Genomic DNA, 20,751 nt, shown 5'->3' on the forward strand with positions numbered 1-20,751 from the left:
ATCAGCCAAGACCTCACTCCACTCGGCTTGCCTCCCTTCCGGCGCCACCACGGATCTATGTGATTCATCTGAGTGGGTTCCTCTTTGGTGCCTGGATCGCACGCTTGACCTAAGGGCAATGCGCGAGCGGTGTCGTTGAGTAGCCATTGCGTTCTCTTCGCCTCGCGCCATTCTATGGGTCCACTTGTGAGGAGTTGTGAGTAGATGGCATACGAATCCTCAGCTCTATTCGTTGGCATCGGAATGGACTGTGCGAAACGCGGGGATTCCCCACTCTGTGCCTGCAATTGGACGGCTAAAGCGACCGAGATAAAAAAGTGCAGCAGAAATGCGCATATTGCTCTCCATGGCTAAACATCTAGCCATTTAGCAGTCCGATCGCTTTTTGAAGTTGCCCGTCCTCACCATTTCGCCGCTCTTTCCACGAAAATTCTGCAAAAACATCAGGTTCGATTGGACTGCCCTCAAGGACCGTTCCTGTCCACGTGTAATAGGCACCTGTCGGCAAAGCCAATCTGAAACCGTGTCCAACCTTCACTGAGGTTGCAGACACCAATCGTCCAGCTGTCTTTTCACCGACAATCGTAGCTAGCTTATTCTCCTTTGCAAAGATTGCAACCATTTCTGCGGCGCTCGCGGTATGGCGGTCAACGAGCAGCACGATTCGGCCATCGTAGGGCTTCGCACCTAAGCGCCAGGTATGGCCCCCATCTTTCGAAGATGCCAGGCTCAGTTGAAGGAATTTTGCTCCGTGTGGATGCCAGTAGACGGTTGCCAGCAGCTCGCTGCCTAATCTCAGATAGCTGCCGGTGAAGTGAATGGTGCGATGCCAGTTGTCTTTCGGTTGAGGATTGGAAGCCGCATCAACGGGCTCGGGCCAATCGACTACACGGAAGCCGTCCTCTTCCATGAGAACACGCTTGCCACCCCTCTGGAAGGTCAACAACGGACCGGTGAAGTTGCGATCGGGTTGCGGTCCTGTTCCCACGATCTCTGACGGCAAAGCGATTAGTGAGTTATTGGGGGCAGGAATGAAGATCATGGGAATGTGCTGAATCAAGGTGGTATAGCGCATGCCCCACGTACGGCCGCCGTCGTGAGAGATCTGGTAAGCGCTGCTGAACTGCGGGTTCTGCTGGGTGTCCGGATCCATTGCGTAGGTTGCAAGGAGATCTCCGTTAGGGAACAGTGCAAGAAAGGGAGTGATGTGCACGAACGTCCACCGATCCCACTTTGACCCGACGATGTGCCAACCGAGCTGCGAGGTGACTTCGACCGGATTGCCCACGCGCAATTTCATGCCGTTCAGGTCTACATCCTTAAAGGTGGTACCGGTGAACAGGTCGTCACTCTTTTTCTGCTGCGAATGTCCTGGCAGACATGCGAAGAGGACGTAGACCAGCGCCTGCAATTTAGCAACAGACAGTAGCTTGATCGCGGCTGAGCTCTGAGCGTTCTCGCGCTTTTTCTGAGGAGGCCTATTGCCGCTACTGTTATCCTCTCTCGCCTGCATTGTATCGTCTCTCTCCTTGTCGGTTAGTCATTTGTCAGGATGGCTTGTTGCTTTCATTCACGAGATCAGACCTGATAGCGGGTGTAACTCCATCAGCCGCCTCTTAGCTGGGCGCCCGTCAACTCGTTTAGCAAAGCCCCGCCTTGCTGAAAGAGGAGAACATTCTTCAGAAATAGGTCCCAGACTCGCGTACGAAATATTGGGGGCAGACTGGTACCCGAGATATGGGGCGTAAGAATAACGTTAGGAAAGCTCCACAGAGGATGATCGGGAGGTAATGGGTACTGGTAGTGGGTATCGAGCGCTGCTCCAGCGATCCATCCTTCCCGCAATGCCCGCAGCAGGGCTTGTTCTTGAATGATCGGACCACGCGCGGGATTTAGCACGAATGCTGAACGCGGGAGAGCTTGGAGTTCCTTCTCACCTACCAGTCCATCCGTCATCGGCGTAAGCGGCATGGCAAGGATCAGAAAATCCAGCTCGCTCAGGAACTGTTGTGCGTCCTCGACTGAAAATACGCGATCCGGTAGAGTTCCTTCGGGGTCTCCCGTGCCTGGTACGCGATAGAGGTTAGGGGCTGAATGTACGCCATGGCGGGCCATTACGTGGACTCGCATCCCCATCAGTTTTGCCAGACGTGCGGTCTCCCGCCCCAAGCCGCCATATCCCCACAATCCCAAGGTCATCCCCCGCACTTCGCGAGTGAACCTCACCGAGCGGTCCCAGATGTGTGCGTTCTGGTTTCGAAGCATCCGCGGAACATCGCGGAGGAGATTCACCATCATTGTGATGTTCCATTCCGAGATGGGTACGTCGAAGCAACCACGCGCGTTCGTTGCGCGGACTTGCTTCGAGGGTAAGTCGAAAGGAAGCAATTGCGCATAGCCCGAAGACGCGATCTGAATCCAGCGCACGCGCTTCATCTCGCTGAAGTTGGAGGGTGGATGAGTACAGAAAAGAATATCAACGTCTTCAATGACGTCGAGGGGGAGTTCACGAGCGTTCTCGGAAAAGGGGACGAGGCACACGTCGACGCCGAAAATTTCGCGCAGACTGGCGATGCCGAATTCTTCCACGGGAACATCAACGAGAATGCGAACCACTCAGGCTTCCAGGACCTTTCCAGGGACGCTGTTGAACTCGCCGCTTCCCGGGACGAACGGGAACCGGTTCTTGAGGTCGTCTGTCAGTCGGATGCCCAGACCCGGCTGCTCAGGCGGCAGCACATAGCCCTGCTCCATCACGAAGCTAACGCCTAGTAGTTCGCTGTGTAACGGGCCGAAGTCCGGAGGCACCTCTAGGATCAACGTGTTCGGCGCGGCGAAACCGCAATGGATGTTTTGCATGAGAGAGCCAGCTGCTCCCCACGAGTGTGTCGCGATCTGGCGATCTCGGGTGTGAAGGGCTGCCGCCACTTCCATGAATTGACAGAGGCCGGTGAGATAGGAGGCATCCGGCTGGCCGATGTGGAAGCAGTCTCGATCGATAAAGGTTTGCCACTCGCAAAGGGCGGTAAGGCACTCGCCGCCTGCGATAGGCGTGGCGCTTGCTGCAGACAGGGCAGCATAGCCGTCGAGGTCGGTGTAGTGAAGCGGTTCCTCGAGAAAGGTTAGGTGGAATGGCTCGAGAACCCTGGCCACGGCCAGAGCAGTCTCCAATTTCCACGTCTTTGTGGAGCTGTTGCCCATATGTCCGTCGAGCATGAAGGAGACGCCGTCGCCGGCGTGTCTGTGAGCGAACGCCATCTTGGTGGCCTCGAACTCAGCCGTTTGCCCGGGATGCTCGTCGACGGACGAGATTCCGTCGATAGCTCTCCCAACACCCAACTTAATGGCGCGAAATCCAAGCGAGAGATAGTGGTCAAGTTTGCGCGCCAGCCGATCTTCCGGATAGTTACTGGGACCGCCAGTCGCATAACACGGGAGGCGATCGTATTGTCGGCCGCCAAGGAGTTGGTAGACCGGAACGCCTTCTAGTTTTCCCTTCAAATCCCATAAGGCTGCTTCGATGCTTCCGAGAACGGAGGCCCCGAGACCGACACGGCACCAGAAATTTCCGCAGTGATACATGCGTCGCCAGAGTCCAGGGATATCATCGACGGTCTGTCCGATGAGAATGGGGTTGAAGAACTCGACCACCTGTGGGACGGCTTCCGGAAGAAAGTAGCCAGCGTAGGTTTCTCCCAGACCTGTATGTTCGGTGTTCGTGATGATCTCGACGAAGGCCACGCTACGCCTTTTCCGTATCTCGCGCAGGAACGGATCTCCAGTGCTGGGGCCGGTCAATAGTACCGTTCGAACGTCTGTGATCTTCACTGTCATAGAATCCTCGCAGTGCTTGGCTGGCGCGAGCTAGGGTAGCTCGATTTCGAACAAACGGTTATTGCGGTGGCGCGGTTTGTCCTCACCGCCGAGCGCCCAGATGGAGTTTTCGTACGGGACCATTTCCATCCCCATCGCAGGTAGCGGGAGGGGAGCTGCGGGTGTGTATCGATCAGAGACTGTGTCGTAGATGAATGCAGCATCTGAGAATCCCGAAGCGGAGTCGGTGTATCCGCCGGCAACTAACAGTTCGTGGGCATTGAGAGGCACCGCCGTCATGCCTCTGGCCGCGATAGGCAGGGAACGCAAGACCGTCCAATGATTCTTCTGCGGATCGTAGCGAAGAGCCTCGTTGCGATTGCGGACGCCGCTAGGAGATTGAGGCGAGCAGCCGCCGAAGAGATAAACCTGGTTGCCAAGTCTGGCGTTTGCCGACATCGCAATCGCACCGTTCGGCATTTCGCTTACTCTTGCCCATGTGCCGGAGTGGTTGCGACGCCAGATTGAGGAGCTACAAAGACGTAGGTCTGTGTCTTCGCAACCGCCCAGCAGGTACAGCTCTCCGTGCAGGATTGCTGCGGTCGCGAACAAGCTTCCTGACGGGAGCTGTCCGGTGGCGATCCATTTCCCTGAGCTGCTGTCGATCCGCCATGATTTGCGTGAAACGCCGGCGTCGCTTGCTCCGCCCAGAACCTCCAGCGATTGAGACGTGCTTACAAAGGCGCCGTAGGCAAGGGGCTCGGGCAGAGATGGACCATGGGTCCACGCATTCTTGTGGAGATCATAGACGAGCGTATCCGACAACCAGTGTTTTACTCCATTGCGCCATGTTGTACCGCCGGCGTAGATCAGCTGACCGGAGAGCACGGCAGATGTTCCTCCGGAGACACCCTCCGGCATGAGATGTTTTTCGTGCCAGAGAAGCACGGGCACCACCATGGCAAGAAGTTCTGCGGCCGATAGGAGAAGAACAATCAGCAATCGCATTGGCAGAACGATAGCACGCGTTTGCGCAGCCATTCGACGCGAAAGGACCGATTCCTTGTAGTGTGTCCAGCGAATTGGATTTCTGCCGATGAACGAGATCGAGAATGAGAACGAAGGCAAGCGCAACGGAAACCATGAAGGCGCAGAGGAGACGAAGTTACGCAACAATAATATGGGTCAATCGCGGATTTGAAGAGAGTAAAGGTCAGCGTCGCGCATAATGAAGCGCAGACGAAGCGGATAGCTCTCGAGACCTGAGGCGGGCTTATGTTTGGGATTTTGAATCTGGACCACGTGCTCGATCTCATCTCCGCTGAGCGGCTGGGTTTGATCGACGCCGAGGCCGGGCAGGGGATTGCCGTTACTATCGATGATCTCCCAGCGAATGCTGCCTACGGCGGATGTCGCGTAGTTCAGCACCAGTTTACTGCCGTCAAGGACCAGCGGTTTTGTGGTGAAGGTGCCTTTGTAGTATCCGGCGTGTACGGAAGCGAAGCCATCCAGCCGCAACGTCATTCGTTCGAGGTAAGCGCTAGGGAACGTGTAGTGGCGCTCCGTAAAGATAGAGAGCTCATCAGGCGCAGTCTGCAGAATTCCGGTAGCGATCATGTGATCACGATGGACCCAGTCAAGAGGATCACGGCCTGGACGGATGAAAGCTTCCATAAAGCGGCGATCCCAGTGCAAGCCGTCGCGACTGGACATGAAGACCGCTTCTGAGACGCCGTCGTGGCGCGGGTCATCCGGGAAGGCATGATTCCAAGGGACATATCGTTTGGGAAACGCGAGGTAAATCTGGGGGGAGCGAAAGTATGGCGTTGTGGCATTGGTATAGAGCTGCTCGAGGGGCGCGTCGCCGTAATCCGCTAGCTCGCCCTGCGTCCACTGTAAAAAATCCTTTGACGTCGCACGCTTGATGGTGCGAATACCCATCATGTAGGCGCGGTAGATGGCAACGTATTCTTCGCGTAGCGGGTCCCAGAAAGCAACGTTCAACGAATCGAGATAGCCGTCCGTGATGGCGCGCTTCTCTGTCATCTTCTTCCAGTGAATTGCGTCGGGCGACGAGAAGAGAAACAGGCCTTTCGGGCTGTCACCTCCAATGGCCTTGTATCGCTCCGAGGCTGGAGCTTTCGGATTGGTATCGATGAATGGGCTGAAGTTGTTCGACGCTTCGGGATCGTCAAGCACGATGTTGTTATCGCGCGAACCGTTGAAGTCCACCAGACCCAGAGACGGTTTAGTCCAGGTGATGCCGTCAGCGCTTTCCGCGTAACAGGTCAGGGCCCTGTGGATGGGGGGTACGGTCTCGCCAGGTTTCAACGCGGACGCACGCACATAGCTCGGTTCGGAAGCGCCACGGTAATATAGACGATACTTATCGCCGTCGTGAAAGACGGTAAAGTAAGCGCTTGTATTACCTTCCCAGGGCTTGTCGAAGCGGATAGCGATGCCGGCTGGTTGGGGCTTCTGCAGCACGAGCTGTACGTCACGCATGGATTCAACAAGGTAGTCGTCTACGAAGAGCTGAACGTGGCTGCCGATCTTCAGCGGTTCGGAGGACTGCTGTGCCGCGGAGATCGCGGTGATCAATGCGAGTACAAGGGCCGTGTAGGTGAAGGTGCGCTTCATGCAAAGAGTTCTCCTTCGATGCTCCGCTGTAGCTAGCTATTTTGAGGAAGCGCCTGATCAGATGCAGCGACCGCCATCCACTTCAAGGCACACGCCTGTGATGAATGCGGCCTCGTCGCTGACAAGGAACAAGGCTGCTTGTGCGACGTCCTGCGGTTGTGCCAAGCGGCCTAGCGGAATTGTGCCGATAATCTTCGCGCGTGTTTCGGGAGTGTCGACACCGCCGGGGAGGAAGTCGGAGAGCAAAGCTGTTACACCCATCGCTGGATTCAGCGCGCAGACGCGAATATTTTTCGGAGCCAGTTCAACCGCCATCGCCTTGGTGATGATGCTGGCCGCTCCCTTTGAGCCGCTGTACCAGGTCAGGCCAGGACGTGGACGCACTGCGGCAGTTGAGGAGATATTGAGGATAACTCCGCTGCCGAACTGTTCAAAGATGGGCACGACGCTTTTTGCCGTGTGGAAGATGCTCTTGACGTTCACGTTAAACACGCGGTCGAAGGTGGCCTCATCAACTTCGAGCATGGGCTGCGATTTATGCGTTGTGCCCGCATTGTTGACGATGATGTCGAGTTTACCGAAATGCCGCAGGGTGGTTTGAACCATCTCTTCCACCTGGGGCCCGTTGGCCACATCTACACTGAGGGAGAAGGCACTTCCGCCGCACTCCGCAATATTGGATGCGACGCGATCTGCCGCATCTTTGCGTATGTCCGCAACTGCCACACTCGCGCCTTGCTGCGCGAAGAGTCGCGCCATGGCTTCGCCAAAGCCGCTACCAGCGCCGGTAACGATGGCGACTTTATCCTTGAGTCTCATGATTTGCTGCTCCTCACGCCCAAGACAGAGTTAAATACGATTACGCAGTCGGAACGAAATCACGGAATTGTTTCCCTGAAGTAAGAAGATTTACCATCGCGTTGATCACCTGTTCCACGTCCGCGTCTGTGTGGGCAGCAGAGAGAGACAGCTGCTTTGCGGCGAGAGGAAAGGCGTAGACACCTCTGTCTATCAGGTCGAGGCGGAGGGCCATATCACGTTTGAAATCGTGGTGCTCCAGGATGTCATGCCAATCCACCGGCACATGATCCATGAAGTAGTGACAGAACGCCGACCCGATACGGGAGACGACCATGGGTTGGACAGCGTCGGATTCGATACTGCGCAGTGCACTCTCGATGGCCGCGCCCTTTTTCTCGAGGTCGCGATAGAGTTCACCGTCGTTGGCTAGCAAGAGCTTCATGGTCTCAATGGCTGCGGCCACCGGGACGGGATGACCATTGTAGGTCCCAGCTAGCAGAACGCGGCGGCTCAGGTCCGGATCGGCAAAAAGATCCATGATGCGACGCTTGCCCCCGAGCGCGGCGATGGGAAAGCCGTTGGCGATGGCCTTGCCGTAAACAACCAGATCTGGGATAACACCGGAACGCTCCGCATATCCTCCGAAGGCGTGCCGGAAGCCAGTCTTTACCTCATCGAAGATGAGTACGAAGTTGAATTCATCAGCGAGCTTGCGGATACCTTCGAGGTAACCAGGCCGCGGAGGGACGATACCGATGTTCTGGAGCACGGGCTCCATGATGACGGCCGCTATGGGGTACTGCTGGCAGACGAGGCGAATTGAGTCGAGGTCGTTGAAATTGACAGCATGGATGAGGTCGCGATGTGCATTGGGGATGCCGGCGCTCATGGGGACCTTTGGATACTCGCCGGGAGACCGCCGCGGCCCGAGCTGCTGGAGTGACGACATGAGGTTCCAGGCGACGTCGTTGTGCCAGCCGTTGTATCCGCCCTGCATGATGATGATGTGATCACGCGCGGTATAAGCTCGAGCGACGCGAATGGCCTGCGCGGTAGCCTCACTGCCGGTGTTAAGGATCTGAACACTCTCAACCCAGGGGATATTACTGCAGATCAGCTCGGCTAGTTCGCCTTCCTGTTTTGTAGTACCGGTTCCGTAGAGACTCATGGCATCACGCATGGTCTTCATCACGGCGTCGTTCACCGCAGGATGGTTGTGGCCTAAGAGGTATGGACCGAATGCGGCGTGCAGGTCGATATAGCGGTTTCCTTCCGCGTCCCACATGTGGGAGCCGAGGGCTCGCGTGAAGCTGATCGCCGGCTCGACCTTACGGTTGAGAGACATCACGCCACCGGGAATGTAGCGCAGATTATGCTCAAAAATACGGGAAGAGGCTTGGTGGCGATTGGAAAACATGCGGCGATTATAAGGAGGCCACGCATACGATATGCGGCACTCCAATCTTTGGCGCTGGAGGATATCCAACGGGGTGGACGAACGTTGATCCAGATAGATCGATTTCATGTACGCGTAACCTGTTCCACGTGCTACGGTGACAAATATCCACTGTAGTGGACAAGCACCCAGGAGACGGAGACCCGCATGATTGTCGATGTGCACAGCCATTATCAGCGTTACCCGGCACACTTTACGGCCGCCTTTCGCGAAGAGAGCATGAAGGCGCGCAAGGGTGTCGAAGTGGACTTGACGGTGCGCTGGGAGGAGTACTCCGCCGCGGCCACTGGGGCGGACCATTCGATTGTGTTCGGGGGCAAGGCGCGGCTTTCGGGAATCTGGATCGACGACGATGAAGTGGCGGCGTATGCCGAGGAGCATCCGGATCGCCTGACCGCGTTCCTATGCGTCGACCCGACGCAGCCGGGATGGCGCGACGAGATGATTCATGGCCACCAGGACCTAGGTATGAAGGGCATCAAGCTGCTGCCGATGTACGCTGGGTTTGCCCCCACAGATCCTGAACTGGATGACCTATGGCGCTATGCAACGAAGAATAACCTTCCTGTGGTGCTGCATACGGGAACGACGTTTGTGAACAAGGCTCCGTTGCGCTGTACCTTACCGAGGCTGCTGGACGAGGTCGCCCTGCGCTTTCCGGATGTGAAGATCGTGATGGCGCACCTGGGTCATCCATGGGAAGGTGAGTGCATCGTCACGATCCGTAAGCACCCCAATGTTTATGCGGATTGTTCGGCGCTGCACTATCGCCCCTTCCAGCTCTATCATTCGCTGATGCTGCTGCAGGAGTATGGCTGCTGGCAGAAGCTTCTGTTCGGCAGCGACTATCCATATACGACCGTGGACGCTAGTCTGAAGGGCATGCGTTCGCTTAATAATATGCTGGAGGGAACGGCGCTTCCAAGATTGAATATGGATGAAATGGAAGCGATGTTCAATCAGGACACCTTGAAGATCCTGGGAGTTCGCTGAGCAGCAGGATGAATAGTTGCAAAATCGGAAGGGCATCGGCGCCGTGCGTGGTGGCAGAAGGCTTGTGGCTTTTGGATAAGCATCTTCGACCTCACGACGCGTAGATCAGGAGGGATCTCATGGCGGCTTTCAAGACAAGAACCGTTCCCGCTCTTTACAACGCACTGAAAATCATCGAACTGCTGTCTGAATCGAAGCACGGTCTTTCGCTTACTGACCTTACTCAGACCTGCGCGCTCTCCAAGAGCACTGTGCATTATCTGCTGGTCACGCTGGAGAGATGCGGTTATGTACGCAAGGACAGTCGAAGCGGCAGGTATATGGCCGGTACCAAGCTGCTCACTGTCGCGAACGCCGCACTGCAGAATCTCGCACTGCGCCAACGCACGACGCCTTTCCTGTTTTCTCTCCGATTGAAGACGGGATTGGGCGTGCACCTCGCGATTTACGAACATCAAGAAGCTATGGTAATCGCCAAGCTGGACAGCAACGAACATCGCCTGGCCAGCTGGGTGGGCAAACGGATGGACCTGCACTGTACAGGAATCGGGAAAGCGATCCTCGCCTATCTATCCCAGGCTGAGCGCGAGGATGTGATCAAGCGATATGGGCTGGCCCGGAAGAACGACAACACCCTGTGTAGCCGAAAGAGATTGCTGGCCGACCTCGATCAGGTCGTACGGCTGCAATATGCGCTGGACGACGAAGAAGATGAACTGGGGATGCGCTGCATCGGAGTACCCATTATCGGTGCGGACTATCGTCCCATCGCCGCCGTAAGTATCTCGGGAAGCGTCTCCGAGCTTACGCCGGAGCGGATCCCGACGCTGGCTGCTGAGGTGAAGACGGCGGCGCGCTCCATTCGCGAGGCCGTTCTGGAGTCGATGCAGGACGCGGCGTTTCCGGAGATCGTGGCCGTTACCGAGGAACTGCGACCCAACTGAGGAAAGTTCGAGGAAATCTCCTGTCATGATGAGGCGGAGAAATCGGCCAGTACCCTTTCCTCCAGGAAACCGACAAGTAAAGACTACGGTATTCACGGAAGAAGATTTGCTTTACCGCTTCCAGTTGCGGCGGAAGAAGTTCATCCAATTCGCGTGGAAGATGCCCTCGATGTCTAACACGCTGTACCCTCGTGCTGCGAAAATTGGCTTCAGATTTTGCAGATCGGCGATAGTGTTTAGGTCATCGGGTGATTGTTCTGTGCCGAAGCCGCCATCGAGGTCGCTGCCGATGGCGACGTGGCTCGCGTTGCCGGCGATCTGGCAGACATGGTCGATATGGTCGACGGCCGTCTCGATGAGCACAGGCGAACGGCCGTTACGATCTTCAGTCCAGCCCGGGGCCATCATCCAGGCATCAAACGCGGCGCCGATGACGCCTCCGCGCTCAATGATGGCGCGGATCTGATCGTCCGAGAACTGGCGCTGACCAGGCGTGATGTTGCGGCAGTTGTTGTGGCTTGCGAGCACTGGACCGCGATACTTGTCGAGCGCCTGCCAGAAAGCTTCGTCGGCAAGGTGGGTCAGGTCGAGCAGGATGCCGAGATCCTCCATGATGCGCAGAAGATCGTGGCCGGCGGGGGTAAGGCCGCCTTCGCTGCCGGTTCCATACGCGTAGGCACTGGGGCCGTAGTGGGCGAGACCGAGGAGGCGTAACCCTTCCCGATACCACGCCTCGGCATGGCTGGGATCGACGATAGGGTCCGCGCCTTCCATGCTCAGGATGAAGCCGAAGGGAGCGGTATCGGGCTTGGCCTGCCAGGTGGTGTACGCGCGCTCGAGTGCGGACAGGTCCTCGATTATGTTGCAAAGGCCGCGGCGCTCCAGCAGGCGATAGTAGGCGAGCTGTCCCAGCGCGGTGGCAGCTGCAATGTCTTGATTGCGAAAGTCGATTGAGTGCTTGCCCGTAGCGTTCGCACGTGCAAGCACGGTAACGACAGAGATCCCGATGTCGGCTTTGCGCAACTCGGGCAGAGAGACTGTGTTGCGTCCGCGGCCTTTACCGGTCATGTGGCGCTCCGCGTCACGAATGGCGCTGACTTCCTGACAGAGATCGCGATTCCATCCCAGCGCGTTCCAGGCAAGATCCAGATGTGCGTCGATCAGGAGCATGTCGATGACCCTTCTTTCTACAGTTCTATGTAATGCTCAGCGCACGCAGCCGCGCGCGGAGACCGTCCACGAGCCGAGCACCTCTCCATTGCGATGAAACCGGATGCGGTCATGCAGATTCACTGTGGCGCAGACGTGGTTGGGAACGATGGAGAGGCGGTTGCCGATACGCGGCCGCGTTTGAGCGTGTTCGAGGTTGATCTGGCCATGCTCTTCCGAGAGCCGTTCGAGCTGCATCGCAGGATCTTCAACGATAAGGCCATGAAAACTCTGCGCACCGGAGATGAGACGGTCGCTCGACAGGGTCTTGGTGCCGGAGTCGACGACGATCCATCCATCCACCGCGGTGCTGACCACAGTCACGAGCACATGCAGCGCGCAGTCATCGAGGGTACAGGCTCCGGCGTCCAGCGTATTGCGGTCGTTGAAGACATACGTCCCTGGTCGAATCTCGGTAAGACTCTTCACGTAGTGGCTTTGAAATGCGGTCGGCGTGCTTCCGCCGCTGACCACCTCGCAGGCGAGACCATGGCCAGAGAGCATCTCGATGACAGCGGACACATGCTCGTCCACGAGCCGTAGTTGCTCCTGCTGCTGGTCGGGCTTTGCCCAGATGTGGCCTGGATATAGATTGAGGCCTGCGAAGCGAGCACCCTGAGTGCTGTCGATCTTCTGCGCCAAAGCGAGGATGCTTTCGGGGTCTGCGAGCCCGCAACGGTTCATACCCACGTTCAGTTCAGCGAGAATGTCAAAGTGCACGCCAGCCTCTGCAGCGGCGGCCGCCAGTGGTTCCAGAGTGCTGGCGTCGTCAATAGCGATGGTGAGATGTGTTCCTTTGCGCGCGAGCTCGGTAAGGCGATTGAGCTTTTTCTTACCGTATGCTGGATAGGCGAGCAGCAGATGATCGATTCCGGCATCCGCCATCACGGCAGCTTCAGTGCTTTTGGCAACAGTGACGCCGTACGCACCGGAATCGAGCTGCATGCGTGCTATCTCGGGGATCTTGTGGGTCTTGGCGTGCGGGCGCAGTTTGAGGCCATTCTGCTGTACGTAGTGTCCCATGCGTGCCAGATTTTTCTCCAGCTTGTCCAGGTCGACACACAGCGCGGGCGTCTCCAATTCGTCGATATTCATTGCTTCCTCATCATGCCGTTGATCCTTCGAACTTAGGCCATTGCGCTGGGTTGAGGAACCGATCCTCAAGGCAATCCATTGAGCGGATGGCCGCAGTTACCTCCCTGCTGAGTGGCCCACGCTCGACAAAGTTGATAGCCTGCTCCAATTCGGAGACGCTGGCGGTGCCGACAAGCATCAAGCCATCGAACTCCGCCGCATAGCGATAGGCCAGTTCGGTGAGAGAGATACCTGCGTCCGCAGCCAGGAGATCGAGATTTGCAATCGCATTGCGCAGCGGCTGCATGGACTTCGGCAAAGCGTGGTAACGCTCGGTGAGGGCTCCGCGCAACAGAACAGAGCGGATGACAAAATCTTTATTCTCAGTGGGGCTTTGTGCCAGCGCGCTTTCGACCCGACGGTCGATAGCGCTGGCAGCAACCTGAAGGCAGGTGAAATTGGGTTGTTCAAGGCTGGCACTCAGTGCATCATCGTAGATGGACGCACCGAACGCACGGACCTTGCCTTGCTGCCGGAGGGTCTCGATAGGTCCCAGCAACCGTTCCAATTGCTGCACATGCGTCAGAGAAGCGCTATGCAACATGAGCCAGTCGATGCAATCTATCCGCAGTGCACGCAGACTCTGTTCAACGGATGCAGCGATGGTCGAGGCAAGGTCAGCGTCGCTCTGTCCTTCGAGAGACAGCGGGCCGACCTTTGTCGCGAGAATCATTTCGCCGCGACGGCCAGCAAGGCAGCGGCCGAGGATCTCTTCGCTGTTGCCGTAAGCGCGTGCCGTATCGATGAAGCGAATTCCCGTATCAAGCGCGGCATGAACGAGCCGCTCCGCCTGCTCGAACGTCGGCTGCTTCGCCTCCCCATCGTTGCCGAGTCCATAGGGCAGACCAAGCTCGACAGTCCCCAGAGCGATCTGGGGCATAGAGACATCGAGAGATTTCAAAAGACGCTGTTTCATGTCCAACCCATGATCTGAGGTATGGTCAGGCTTCCATTTCTGCGACAAAGGCAGCTTCAACCAGCATACCGACCTGCAATGTGACGCCATAGGCGCGCCGGTTCGGCGGGTGTGTCCCGAAGTACTCCGCGTAAACGAGGTTTACTTCCGCGATGTCGCGCAGGACATCCTGCAGGTAGAGCCTGCAGGAGACGATCGATGTTTTGCTAACGCCGGCAAGTTGCATTACCTGGTCGAGCTGCCGGAAGATCTCACGCAACTCGGCGCCTGGTCCGCCTGCGACGGGCTTCGTCTCGCCCGGTGGGATGGGCGTAAGGACGGTTTCCAGAGTGGCGCCGGAGTGGATTACCGCCGTGCTGAAGGGGAACGTGCTACTCGTGAGCAGAAACTTCATGGCTGTTGACCACGATACCAACGATGCGAGCGTGAATCTTTCGGAATGAGGCAAATTGTCCAACACATTGGATGGAGAGGAGATCAGGCTACCATGTGGCAATTATGCTGCCGCGCTATTCGTGAATATGAGGTAAGACTGAAGGTAGACCATGGAACAGCAACGATTCTCCAGCATCAAGACGGCTTTCTGGCTCATGCCGAAATGGCGAGTGACGATCGTGCTGTTCTTCACGGCGGCTCTAAACTATGCCGACCGTTCAGCGGTGTCGTCTGTCTTTCCGCTGCTGCGTACGAGCCTTCATCTCTCCGATTACGCCCTCGCGGGTGTTGGGACAGTGTTCTTGTGGAGTTATGCATTCGGTTCTCCGTTTGCCGGTTCTCTCGCTGACCGCAAGAGCCGCTCCAGTGTGCTGGTTGTCAGCCTCGTTTGTTGGAGCCTGGTGATGATGCTGACTTCGCTGGCTATCGGCCCATCCTCGCTGCTGACACTGCGCGGAATCCTGGGCCTGGCGGAGTGTGCCTATCTTCCTGCAGCGTATGCTCTGCTGTCCGATCATCACGATCGCGATACGAAAGCGACTGCCGTGGGAATCCACATCTGCGGAATAAATGTGGGTGTGGTCGGGGGAAGCACGATGGCGGCCGCCCTGGGGCAGCGGATTGGATGGCGCAGCGATTTTGTGGTCTTGGGCGGGATTGGTCTGGTGCTGGCTTTTGTGTGCTGGCTGGTGGTGACAGAGGGACCGCTGCGGCAGCAGCGCAGAGGTACGCAGCAAAAAGCCTTTCTCTTCGACGTGGGAGCGCTCTTTCGGCAGCCTGTCTATCTTTGGATCGCGGCCGCGTCGATGCTGATCGCCGTGGTGTCGTGGTCCCTGTTGAATTGGCTGCCGCTGTTTTTTCACGAACACTTTCGAATGGGCCTGACGGGAGCCAGCTTCGCCAGTTCTGCGTCCATGCAGAGCGCCGCCATTGTAGGTGCGCTGAGTGGCGGCATGATTTCGGACCGGCTGGCGCGTACGAACCTGCGGCGGCGCATTACATTGTTGATTGTGACTCGACTGTTAGCTGCGCCTGTGCTGTTGACCTTTCTGCTGCCTCTTTCTGCGCAAGTGACGTCGGTTGCAATCTTTGTGTACTCGCTCAGCATTCAACTGGGTGCCGCGAGCGAGGTGGCAGCGCTCTGCGAGGCGGTGGACGAAGAGCAGCAGGCAACTGGCCTCGGCCTGTTCAATCTAGCCAACAGCGTTGCCGGCGGGGCGGGTATCCTGGGAACCATTTTTCTACAGCACTGCTTTGGTTGGACGGTGGCGATCGCTTGCCTCGCCGCGGTGGTGCTGCTTGCCGGCTGTTGTCTAGTCCTGGCCTGGCGGGCATGGAACATGTCGGCCACCAGGGTCGACATGCTCCCAAGCTAAAGAGGCTTAGCAATGCTTTTAGCTTGGGTTTGCTGATGCTGCTAAAGAGCTCATTGCAGCGTACAAACGCACCTCATGGCCTAAAATCATAGCAAATTTTGAACTATTTTTACGCGATTGCCAAAGCCATCGCGCCCCGTAAGCCTCCGCATCCGCGGCGGACGCGTGACGTGCTCTCTACGGGCTGTGCGTCCAATCCATCGGACGGGCGGAGCGTTTCGCGGTTCCGAGCTATCGACATCATATTTCTGCACGGTTACGCTCATGCAACTACACAACCAGGAGCGTGTTCATGATGTGCGCTTTTGCCCCACAAGTGTTCATTGCCCGGACTTTCTGTTTGCTTTGTCTGTTGCTTGTCATGCTCCTGCCCTGCCGTGCTCAGTCAACCCTCGGAAGTCTCTTTGGCACGATCACCGATACGTCGGGCGCCGTTGTCCCGAGCGTGACCATCACAGTGATGAGCGTGGAGCGGGGTACTAGCCGCACGACCAGGACATCCTCCGACGGCACTTACCGCGTCTCGCAACTTGAGCCGGGCACCTACCAGGTAAGCGCTGAGAAGCAGGGATTCTCCAAGGCACGATCCGAACAGATTCCTGTTGCTATTGAGGCTATTGTGCGCGCCGACATCTCGCTAAAAGCAGGAAGCGACGCGGTCACCGTTGAGGTCACGGCTGCCAACCCCTTGCTCGAAACCGGATCGGCGGAAGTCTCCTCCCAGGTCACATCCGAGGAACTGCTTAACCTGCCCAGTCTCGACCGCAATATTGTCGGGCTCATGACGCTTGCCCCGGGCGTGACCGGCGGCAACTATGACGCCTCCAGCCCCAACTCGGGCGGCCGCGTGGGCCAAATTACCGGCGCGGAAGTCGTAGCCATGGGCACACCTCCGGTTGGTAACTCCTTCCTTCTTGACGGTGTAGCTACCAACATGGAGTTTAGTGGAACCATTGCAGCCCGTCCGCCTATGGATATGGCCGCCGGTATCCAGATCCAGATTGCGCAGTTCCCCGCCGACGAAGGCCGTGCCTCTGGCGCAATCCTGAATATGTCCATTAAGTCGGGCACGAATAAATTCCATGGCTCGGTGTACGGGTATGTCCAGAATGACGCTGCCAACGCGCAGCCGAAAAATTACACCACGGTTTTGGCCAAGCTCCCCTATCACCGGTACCAATATGGAGCCAATCTCGGTGGCCCCATAGTCCGCGATAAGCTCTTCTTCTTCGGTGGCTACGAGGGTCTGAAGCAGCTTCAGACAACGCTGACGGCATACACCGTTCCGGCGAGGTCGGAGAAGATTCCTTATAGCCAGTATGCAAAGTACGGAATCGTTCCCGTTTCCCCGACGGCAGCTGCCGGCTGCGACGGCTACTACTTTGGGCCAACCACGGATGCGAACGGCGGCAAGTTCGCCGGTCTATCTGTCTATGACCCCACCTCGGTGGCTTACGGTTCCACGGCTGCCCGTACACAATTTCGAAACAACTGCATCCCGATGTCCTATGTCAGTGCGACGGCGCAGTCATTGTTAAAGCTCTATCCCGACCCAAATAATCCGACGAGCAGCGCGAGGTCGTATCAGCAGAAGGTCCCGCGTAGCCTGAACGCCGATTGGGAGACAGCTAAGGTCAACTGGACTCTAACGCCGAAGGACTCTATCGATCTGCACTTCCTTCGACAGAATCAGGGCCTTCTCGGTTCGGGCCTGAATCAGGACATCACCGAGACCACGCTGGCGCAGGACGGGATCAATAGCGGTGTCAACTATTTCCGCGTCATCTCGCCGACGATGGTAAACACCGCCCGTATCGCCTATACACGCTTCGTCCTGACGCAAGTCACCGCCAATCAATCGAACTTTCTGAGCGGAGTTATTCCTGGCTGGCCTGTTGCCGGTGCCACGGGCCCCCCGGGCATTAGCCCTGCTTCGCTCACCAGCATTGCTCCGATCCAGCTGGTAACCGCTTTTGCTTCCCCCTTCCGTTTGAAGGAAAACAACTACTCGGCACAGGAAATGCTGAGCTGGCAACATGGCAATCACTCCTTCAAGGTCGGTGGCGAGTACGAGCAGATTCGCTTCTGGCAGAATCGAGGCCGATCAGGAGGTGGCAACCTATCGTTTGCCGGAACTTCGACCAGTGCATCGACCAGCGCCACTCTTGCTGACGGCGTCCCGGATATGTTGCTTGGACTCTCGAGCAGCGTGGTGGCGAACTACGTATTTACCCCTAATGGAGTCGGGCTGCGTACGCACTACATCATGCCTTTCGTGCAGGACGATTGGCGCCCGCTCAAGAATCTGACCATCAATATGGGTCTTCGCTACGACATCTTCACGCCGTACCACGTAGAGCGTGACCAGACTGAGAACTTCGACCCCACGACTGGAACAGTGCTTATTCCAAGTAGCTCGACCTTTGCCAGTCAGTCTTATGGCTTCACGAATGGCCTGCCCCCGCATTGGGCGTATGTTCCACGTGATCAGGTCTATAAGATGATCTACTGGAAGAGCTTCGATCCCCGCTTTGGTTTTGCGCTGCAAGTCAATCCGAAGTTCGTGTGGCGCGGCGGCTATGGCATTTACCATATCCCGGTGATGGGGAACACTCCCTTGAACGGCACGACCAATACCAACGACGTTACCCCAAGCATTTCAACAGGGGCTCCGTTCTGCATCGATAACAATCATAATGGATGGTGTCCCACGGTGGGTCTTCCCTCCGATCCCAGCGGCGGTTTTAAGGCGGCTCTCACCAGTCAGGGTTTCGTTCCGTTTTACCTGCAGCGGAATCTGCCCGATCCCTATTCGCAAAAGTACACCATGGACGTCCAGTTTTCTCCAACGCACAATTCATCCGTCGACGTAGGCTACCTGGGCGCGAACACGAAGCACTTCGCCGAGATCTATAACATCAATCAGGCTCCAGCGGTCTCTACCACCATCAGCCTGATAAACCGGCAGCCCTTTCCTAACTTTGGAACGTCGCTTTACAACTACGGGCAGGCCGCTAGCACCAACTACAACGGAGGCTTCGTGAGTTTTGAACTCCAGACGTGGCATGGCCTACAGTTCAAGTCCTACTACACCTACTCAAAGACTCTGGGTACGGGCACAGGCAACGATCAGGTGCTGGTCACGCCGTACAACCCCGACTATGACTACGGCCCGCTGGACTATGACATCCGGCATCGTTGGGTAACGACCTTTATCTATCGCATTCCAAAGCTGGAAAATCCGAAGCTGGTCGGTGCGATCATAGGCCAGTGGGACCTTAGCGGTATCGTCAACCTGCAGAGCGGCATGCCCATGACGGTCACGACCTCTGGTGGCACGCCCCTCAACGTTGGAACGACCGGCGGCTCCGGCCAGCGCCCGTACCTGCTCCATAACCCGAACCTACCCAAAAACAAACGCACGATTCAGAAATGGTTTGATACGACCGCCTTTGCGAACACGATTTGGTGCACAGGAGCCCACACCAATTCAGAGAGCCTCAGCTCGGCAGCGTATGCAATCAACGATCCCGCCAACCCCTGCCAGGGTGTAACCGCTATCTCGGATCCGACGAAGCTAACCAATCCAACAGCCTTCAACCACATCGTCTCCGGCACGGGAACCACCATGGCGATCCCTTGGGGCAATGAAGGTAAGAACGTGATCGCTGGACCAGCGGAACAGGTGTTCAGCACTGCAATCCAGCGGCGGTTTCTACTGGGAGAGAAGGGTTTCATCACCCTACGCCTGGAGGCGTACAACGTCTTCAATCACCCGAACTACCACAATCCGGGCGGCCTGAACCTTAACGCGGCGAACTTCGGAGTCATTACCAGCTCCCAAACCTATCCACGTCAGTTGAACGGCTCCCTTCGATTCGACTTCTAGTTGATCGAAAGCGTCAAGGGAGAGCCATGCTCTCTCTTGACGTGTCTTCGCGCTACGGTGAACATCAGGACAATGTCTTCCGCGCTTATGCAGTTTTCCTCCATCCGCAAAGCGATTCTGTATGGAGCACGAGATCTACGCCTCGTCGACGAGCATCTTGTAGAAGAGCTTGGCTCCCACCAGGTCCTCGTGCGAACCCAGGTCACTGCTCTATCGACAGGAACAGACCTGGCGAACTACGACGGCCGCTCCGAAGAGCTGCCCAATGCGCCTTCCTATCCACGCGCTGTTGGATACTCGAACGTTGGTGTCGTAGTGCAGTTGGGAGCCGGCGTTACGCGCTTCGACGTGGGGGATCGGGTCTTCAGCACGCGTCCGCATTGCTCAGGCTATGTAGCTGAAGAGAGCGATCTATTGGTCAAGATCGATCCCCGCGTGGACGCGGAACAGGCATCGCTTACCTATCTGACACATCTTGGCGCGGCAGCCTTGCGCAAGGTGAACTATCTGCCCGGGGAAAACGTCCTGGTCATCGGTCTGGGCGTCATCGGGCTCTGCACGGTGGCGCTGGCTTCATCGCTGGGAGCCCAGGTCGAGGCGATCGCCAATCATCCACGACGGATGGAACTGGCGCAGGCCATGCAGGCTCATAAGACATGGGATGCGGATAATCTGAATCCTTCGAGTATGTTTGCAGGACGAGGCGCGGATGTTATTGTGCTGACCGCCAATAGCTGGGACGCATACCGTACAGCGTTAGAGGCCGCAGCGCGGGAGGGACGCATTGCTCTGCTTGGCTTTCCCGGACGTGCCCAGCCGCATCCCAACTTCAACCCGCTCGATGCGCATTGGATCTATGGAAAGCAACTTACGATAGCCGGTGCCGGCTTCGCTCCGCGTGTAGAGTGCGCACCGGAGGAGATTCGTTTCAATCTGCGGCGCAGCCTGGAGGATATTCTGGTTCGACTGGCGGACGGGCGGCTCAACTTTGCCCCGGTAATTTCGCATCGTATACCGGCAGATTCGATGCGTGACGGATACGAGATGGCATTGGCGCATGATAAGTCTCTGGCTGCTGCTGTCTTTCTCTGGTGAGAGAGACGCCGCACGAAGGACTTTCTGGAAGTGAAGACAAATGGGGAATC

Annotated in this window: 16 protein-coding genes; 5 read left to right on the forward strand and 11 right to left on the reverse strand. The window is 57.1% G+C overall.

Features of this window, described 5'->3' with window-relative positions:
- Positions 1-358: 358 nt before the first annotated feature.
- From AC5S26_RS26120 to AC5S26_RS26150, 7 genes are all read right to left on the reverse strand, one after another.
- The gene (locus tag AC5S26_RS26120) at positions 359-1,513 is read right to left on the reverse strand and encodes a S41 family peptidase (protein WP_494187891.1); all 1,155 of its coding nucleotides are present in this window, start codon (positions 1,511-1,513) and stop codon (positions 359-361) included.
- A 92-nt stretch (positions 1,514-1,605) separates the two neighbouring features.
- A complete protein-coding gene (locus AC5S26_RS26125) occupies positions 1,606-2,616 on the reverse strand; it encodes a D-2-hydroxyacid dehydrogenase (RefSeq protein ID WP_494187892.1) in 1,011 nt (336 codons plus the stop codon).
- Entirely contained in the window at positions 2,617-3,834 is a 1,218-nt protein-coding gene (locus tag AC5S26_RS26130; RefSeq protein ID WP_494187893.1) for a mandelate racemase/muconate lactonizing enzyme family protein, read from the reverse strand. It lies immediately after the preceding gene.
- Between the two features lie 30 nt (positions 3,835-3,864).
- Positions 3,865-4,854, reverse strand: a complete 990-nt coding sequence (locus AC5S26_RS26135) for a Kelch repeat-containing protein (RefSeq protein ID WP_494187894.1) — start codon at positions 4,852-4,854, stop codon at positions 3,865-3,867.
- Positions 4,855-4,998: 144 nt separating this feature from the next.
- Positions 4,999-6,453 carry a hypothetical protein gene (locus AC5S26_RS26140; RefSeq protein ID WP_494187895.1) on the reverse strand — a complete coding sequence of 485 codons (1,455 nt, stop codon included), beginning with the start codon at positions 6,451-6,453 and terminating at the stop codon, positions 4,999-5,001.
- 57 nt (positions 6,454-6,510) lie between these two features.
- Positions 6,511-7,272, reverse strand: a complete 762-nt coding sequence (locus tag AC5S26_RS26145) for a glucose 1-dehydrogenase (RefSeq protein WP_494187896.1) — start codon at positions 7,270-7,272, stop codon at positions 6,511-6,513.
- A 40-nt stretch (positions 7,273-7,312) separates the two neighbouring features.
- The gene (locus AC5S26_RS26150) at positions 7,313-8,671 is read right to left on the reverse strand and encodes an aspartate aminotransferase family protein (protein WP_494187897.1); all 1,359 of its coding nucleotides are present in this window, start codon (positions 8,669-8,671) and stop codon (positions 7,313-7,315) included.
- Between the two features lie 186 nt (positions 8,672-8,857).
- Here AC5S26_RS26150 and AC5S26_RS26155 point away from each other — a divergent pair, with 186 nt between their 5' ends.
- Both AC5S26_RS26155 and AC5S26_RS26160 read left to right on the forward strand, forming a co-directional pair.
- Complete coding sequence (locus AC5S26_RS26155; protein WP_494187898.1) at positions 8,858-9,703, forward strand: amidohydrolase family protein; 846 nt, start codon at positions 8,858-8,860, stop codon at positions 9,701-9,703.
- A gap of 119 nt (positions 9,704-9,822) precedes the next feature.
- The gene (locus tag AC5S26_RS26160) at positions 9,823-10,647 is read left to right on the forward strand and encodes an IclR family transcriptional regulator (protein WP_494187899.1); all 825 of its coding nucleotides are present in this window, start codon (positions 9,823-9,825) and stop codon (positions 10,645-10,647) included.
- Between the two features lie 111 nt (positions 10,648-10,758).
- Here AC5S26_RS26160 and AC5S26_RS26165 read toward each other — a convergent pair whose 3' ends face one another.
- The 4 genes from AC5S26_RS26165 to AC5S26_RS26180 all read right to left on the reverse strand — a co-directional run bounded on the left by AC5S26_RS26165 (position 10,759) and on the right by AC5S26_RS26180 (position 14,300).
- Positions 10,759-11,817 (reverse strand): dipeptidase, encoded by a 1,059-nt coding sequence (locus tag AC5S26_RS26165; protein ID WP_494187900.1) that lies wholly within the window; start codon positions 11,815-11,817, stop codon positions 10,759-10,761.
- Between the two features lie 36 nt (positions 11,818-11,853).
- Positions 11,854-12,951 carry an alanine racemase gene (locus AC5S26_RS26170; RefSeq protein ID WP_494187901.1) on the reverse strand — a complete coding sequence of 366 codons (1,098 nt, stop codon included), beginning with the start codon at positions 12,949-12,951 and terminating at the stop codon, positions 11,854-11,856.
- Between the two features lie 10 nt (positions 12,952-12,961).
- Positions 12,962-13,870 (reverse strand): aldo/keto reductase, encoded by a 909-nt coding sequence (locus tag AC5S26_RS26175; RefSeq protein ID WP_494187902.1) that lies wholly within the window; start codon positions 13,868-13,870, stop codon positions 12,962-12,964.
- A 61-nt stretch (positions 13,871-13,931) separates the two neighbouring features.
- Positions 13,932-14,300 carry a RidA family protein gene (locus AC5S26_RS26180; protein WP_494187903.1) on the reverse strand — a complete coding sequence of 123 codons (369 nt, stop codon included), beginning with the start codon at positions 14,298-14,300 and terminating at the stop codon, positions 13,932-13,934.
- 151 nt (positions 14,301-14,451) lie between these two features.
- On the opposite strand from AC5S26_RS26180, the gene AC5S26_RS26185 reads away from it, so the two are divergent.
- From AC5S26_RS26185 to AC5S26_RS26195, 3 genes are all read left to right on the forward strand, one after another.
- A complete protein-coding gene (locus AC5S26_RS26185) occupies positions 14,452-15,717 on the forward strand; it encodes an MFS transporter (protein ID WP_494187904.1) in 1,266 nt (421 codons plus the stop codon).
- Positions 15,718-16,078: 361 nt separating this feature from the next.
- A complete protein-coding gene (locus AC5S26_RS26190; protein ID WP_494187905.1) occupies positions 16,079-19,606 on the forward strand; it encodes a carboxypeptidase-like regulatory domain-containing protein in 3,528 nt (1,175 codons plus the stop codon).
- Between the two features lie 36 nt (positions 19,607-19,642).
- The gene (locus AC5S26_RS26195) at positions 19,643-20,701 is read left to right on the forward strand and encodes a zinc-binding dehydrogenase (RefSeq protein WP_494187906.1); all 1,059 of its coding nucleotides are present in this window, start codon (positions 19,643-19,645) and stop codon (positions 20,699-20,701) included.
- The last annotated feature ends 50 nt before the right edge of the window (positions 20,702-20,751 follow it).

The organism is Edaphobacter sp. FHG110511_03, from assembly GCF_059115365.1.

Excerpts from the sequence above, each read along its gene's own strand:
- AC5S26_RS26120 (WP_494187891.1), bottom strand. The coding sequence starts at position 1,513 with ATGCAGGCGAGAGAGGATAACAGTAGCGGCAATAGGCCTCCTCAGAAA.
- AC5S26_RS26130 (WP_494187893.1), bottom strand. The coding sequence starts at position 3,834 with ATGACAGTGAAGATCACAGACGTTCGAACGGTACTATTGACCGGCCCC.
- AC5S26_RS26135 (WP_494187894.1), bottom strand. The coding sequence starts at position 4,854 with ATGGCTGCGCAAACGCGTGCTATCGTTCTGCCAATGCGATTGCTGATT.
- AC5S26_RS26140 (WP_494187895.1), bottom strand. The coding sequence starts at position 6,453 with ATGAAGCGCACCTTCACCTACACGGCCCTTGTACTCGCATTGATCACC.
- AC5S26_RS26145 (WP_494187896.1), bottom strand. The coding sequence starts at position 7,272 with ATGAGACTCAAGGATAAAGTCGCCATCGTTACCGGCGCTGGTAGCGGC.
- AC5S26_RS26150 (WP_494187897.1), bottom strand. The coding sequence starts at position 8,671 with ATGTTTTCCAATCGCCACCAAGCCTCTTCCCGTATTTTTGAGCATAAT.
- AC5S26_RS26155 (WP_494187898.1), top strand. The coding sequence starts at position 8,858 with ATGATTGTCGATGTGCACAGCCATTATCAGCGTTACCCGGCACACTTT.
- AC5S26_RS26160 (WP_494187899.1), top strand. The coding sequence starts at position 9,823 with ATGGCGGCTTTCAAGACAAGAACCGTTCCCGCTCTTTACAACGCACTG.
- AC5S26_RS26165 (WP_494187900.1), bottom strand. The coding sequence starts at position 11,817 with ATGCTCCTGATCGACGCACATCTGGATCTTGCCTGGAACGCGCTGGGA.
- AC5S26_RS26170 (WP_494187901.1), bottom strand. The coding sequence starts at position 12,951 with ATGAATATCGACGAATTGGAGACGCCCGCGCTGTGTGTCGACCTGGAC.
- AC5S26_RS26175 (WP_494187902.1), bottom strand. The coding sequence starts at position 13,870 with ATGCCCCAGATCGCTCTGGGGACTGTCGAGCTTGGTCTGCCCTATGGA.
- AC5S26_RS26180 (WP_494187903.1), bottom strand. The coding sequence starts at position 14,300 with ATGAAGTTTCTGCTCACGAGTAGCACGTTCCCCTTCAGCACGGCGGTA.
- AC5S26_RS26185 (WP_494187904.1), top strand. The coding sequence starts at position 14,452 with ATGGAACAGCAACGATTCTCCAGCATCAAGACGGCTTTCTGGCTCATG.
- AC5S26_RS26190 (WP_494187905.1), top strand. The coding sequence starts at position 16,079 with ATGCTCCTGCCCTGCCGTGCTCAGTCAACCCTCGGAAGTCTCTTTGGC.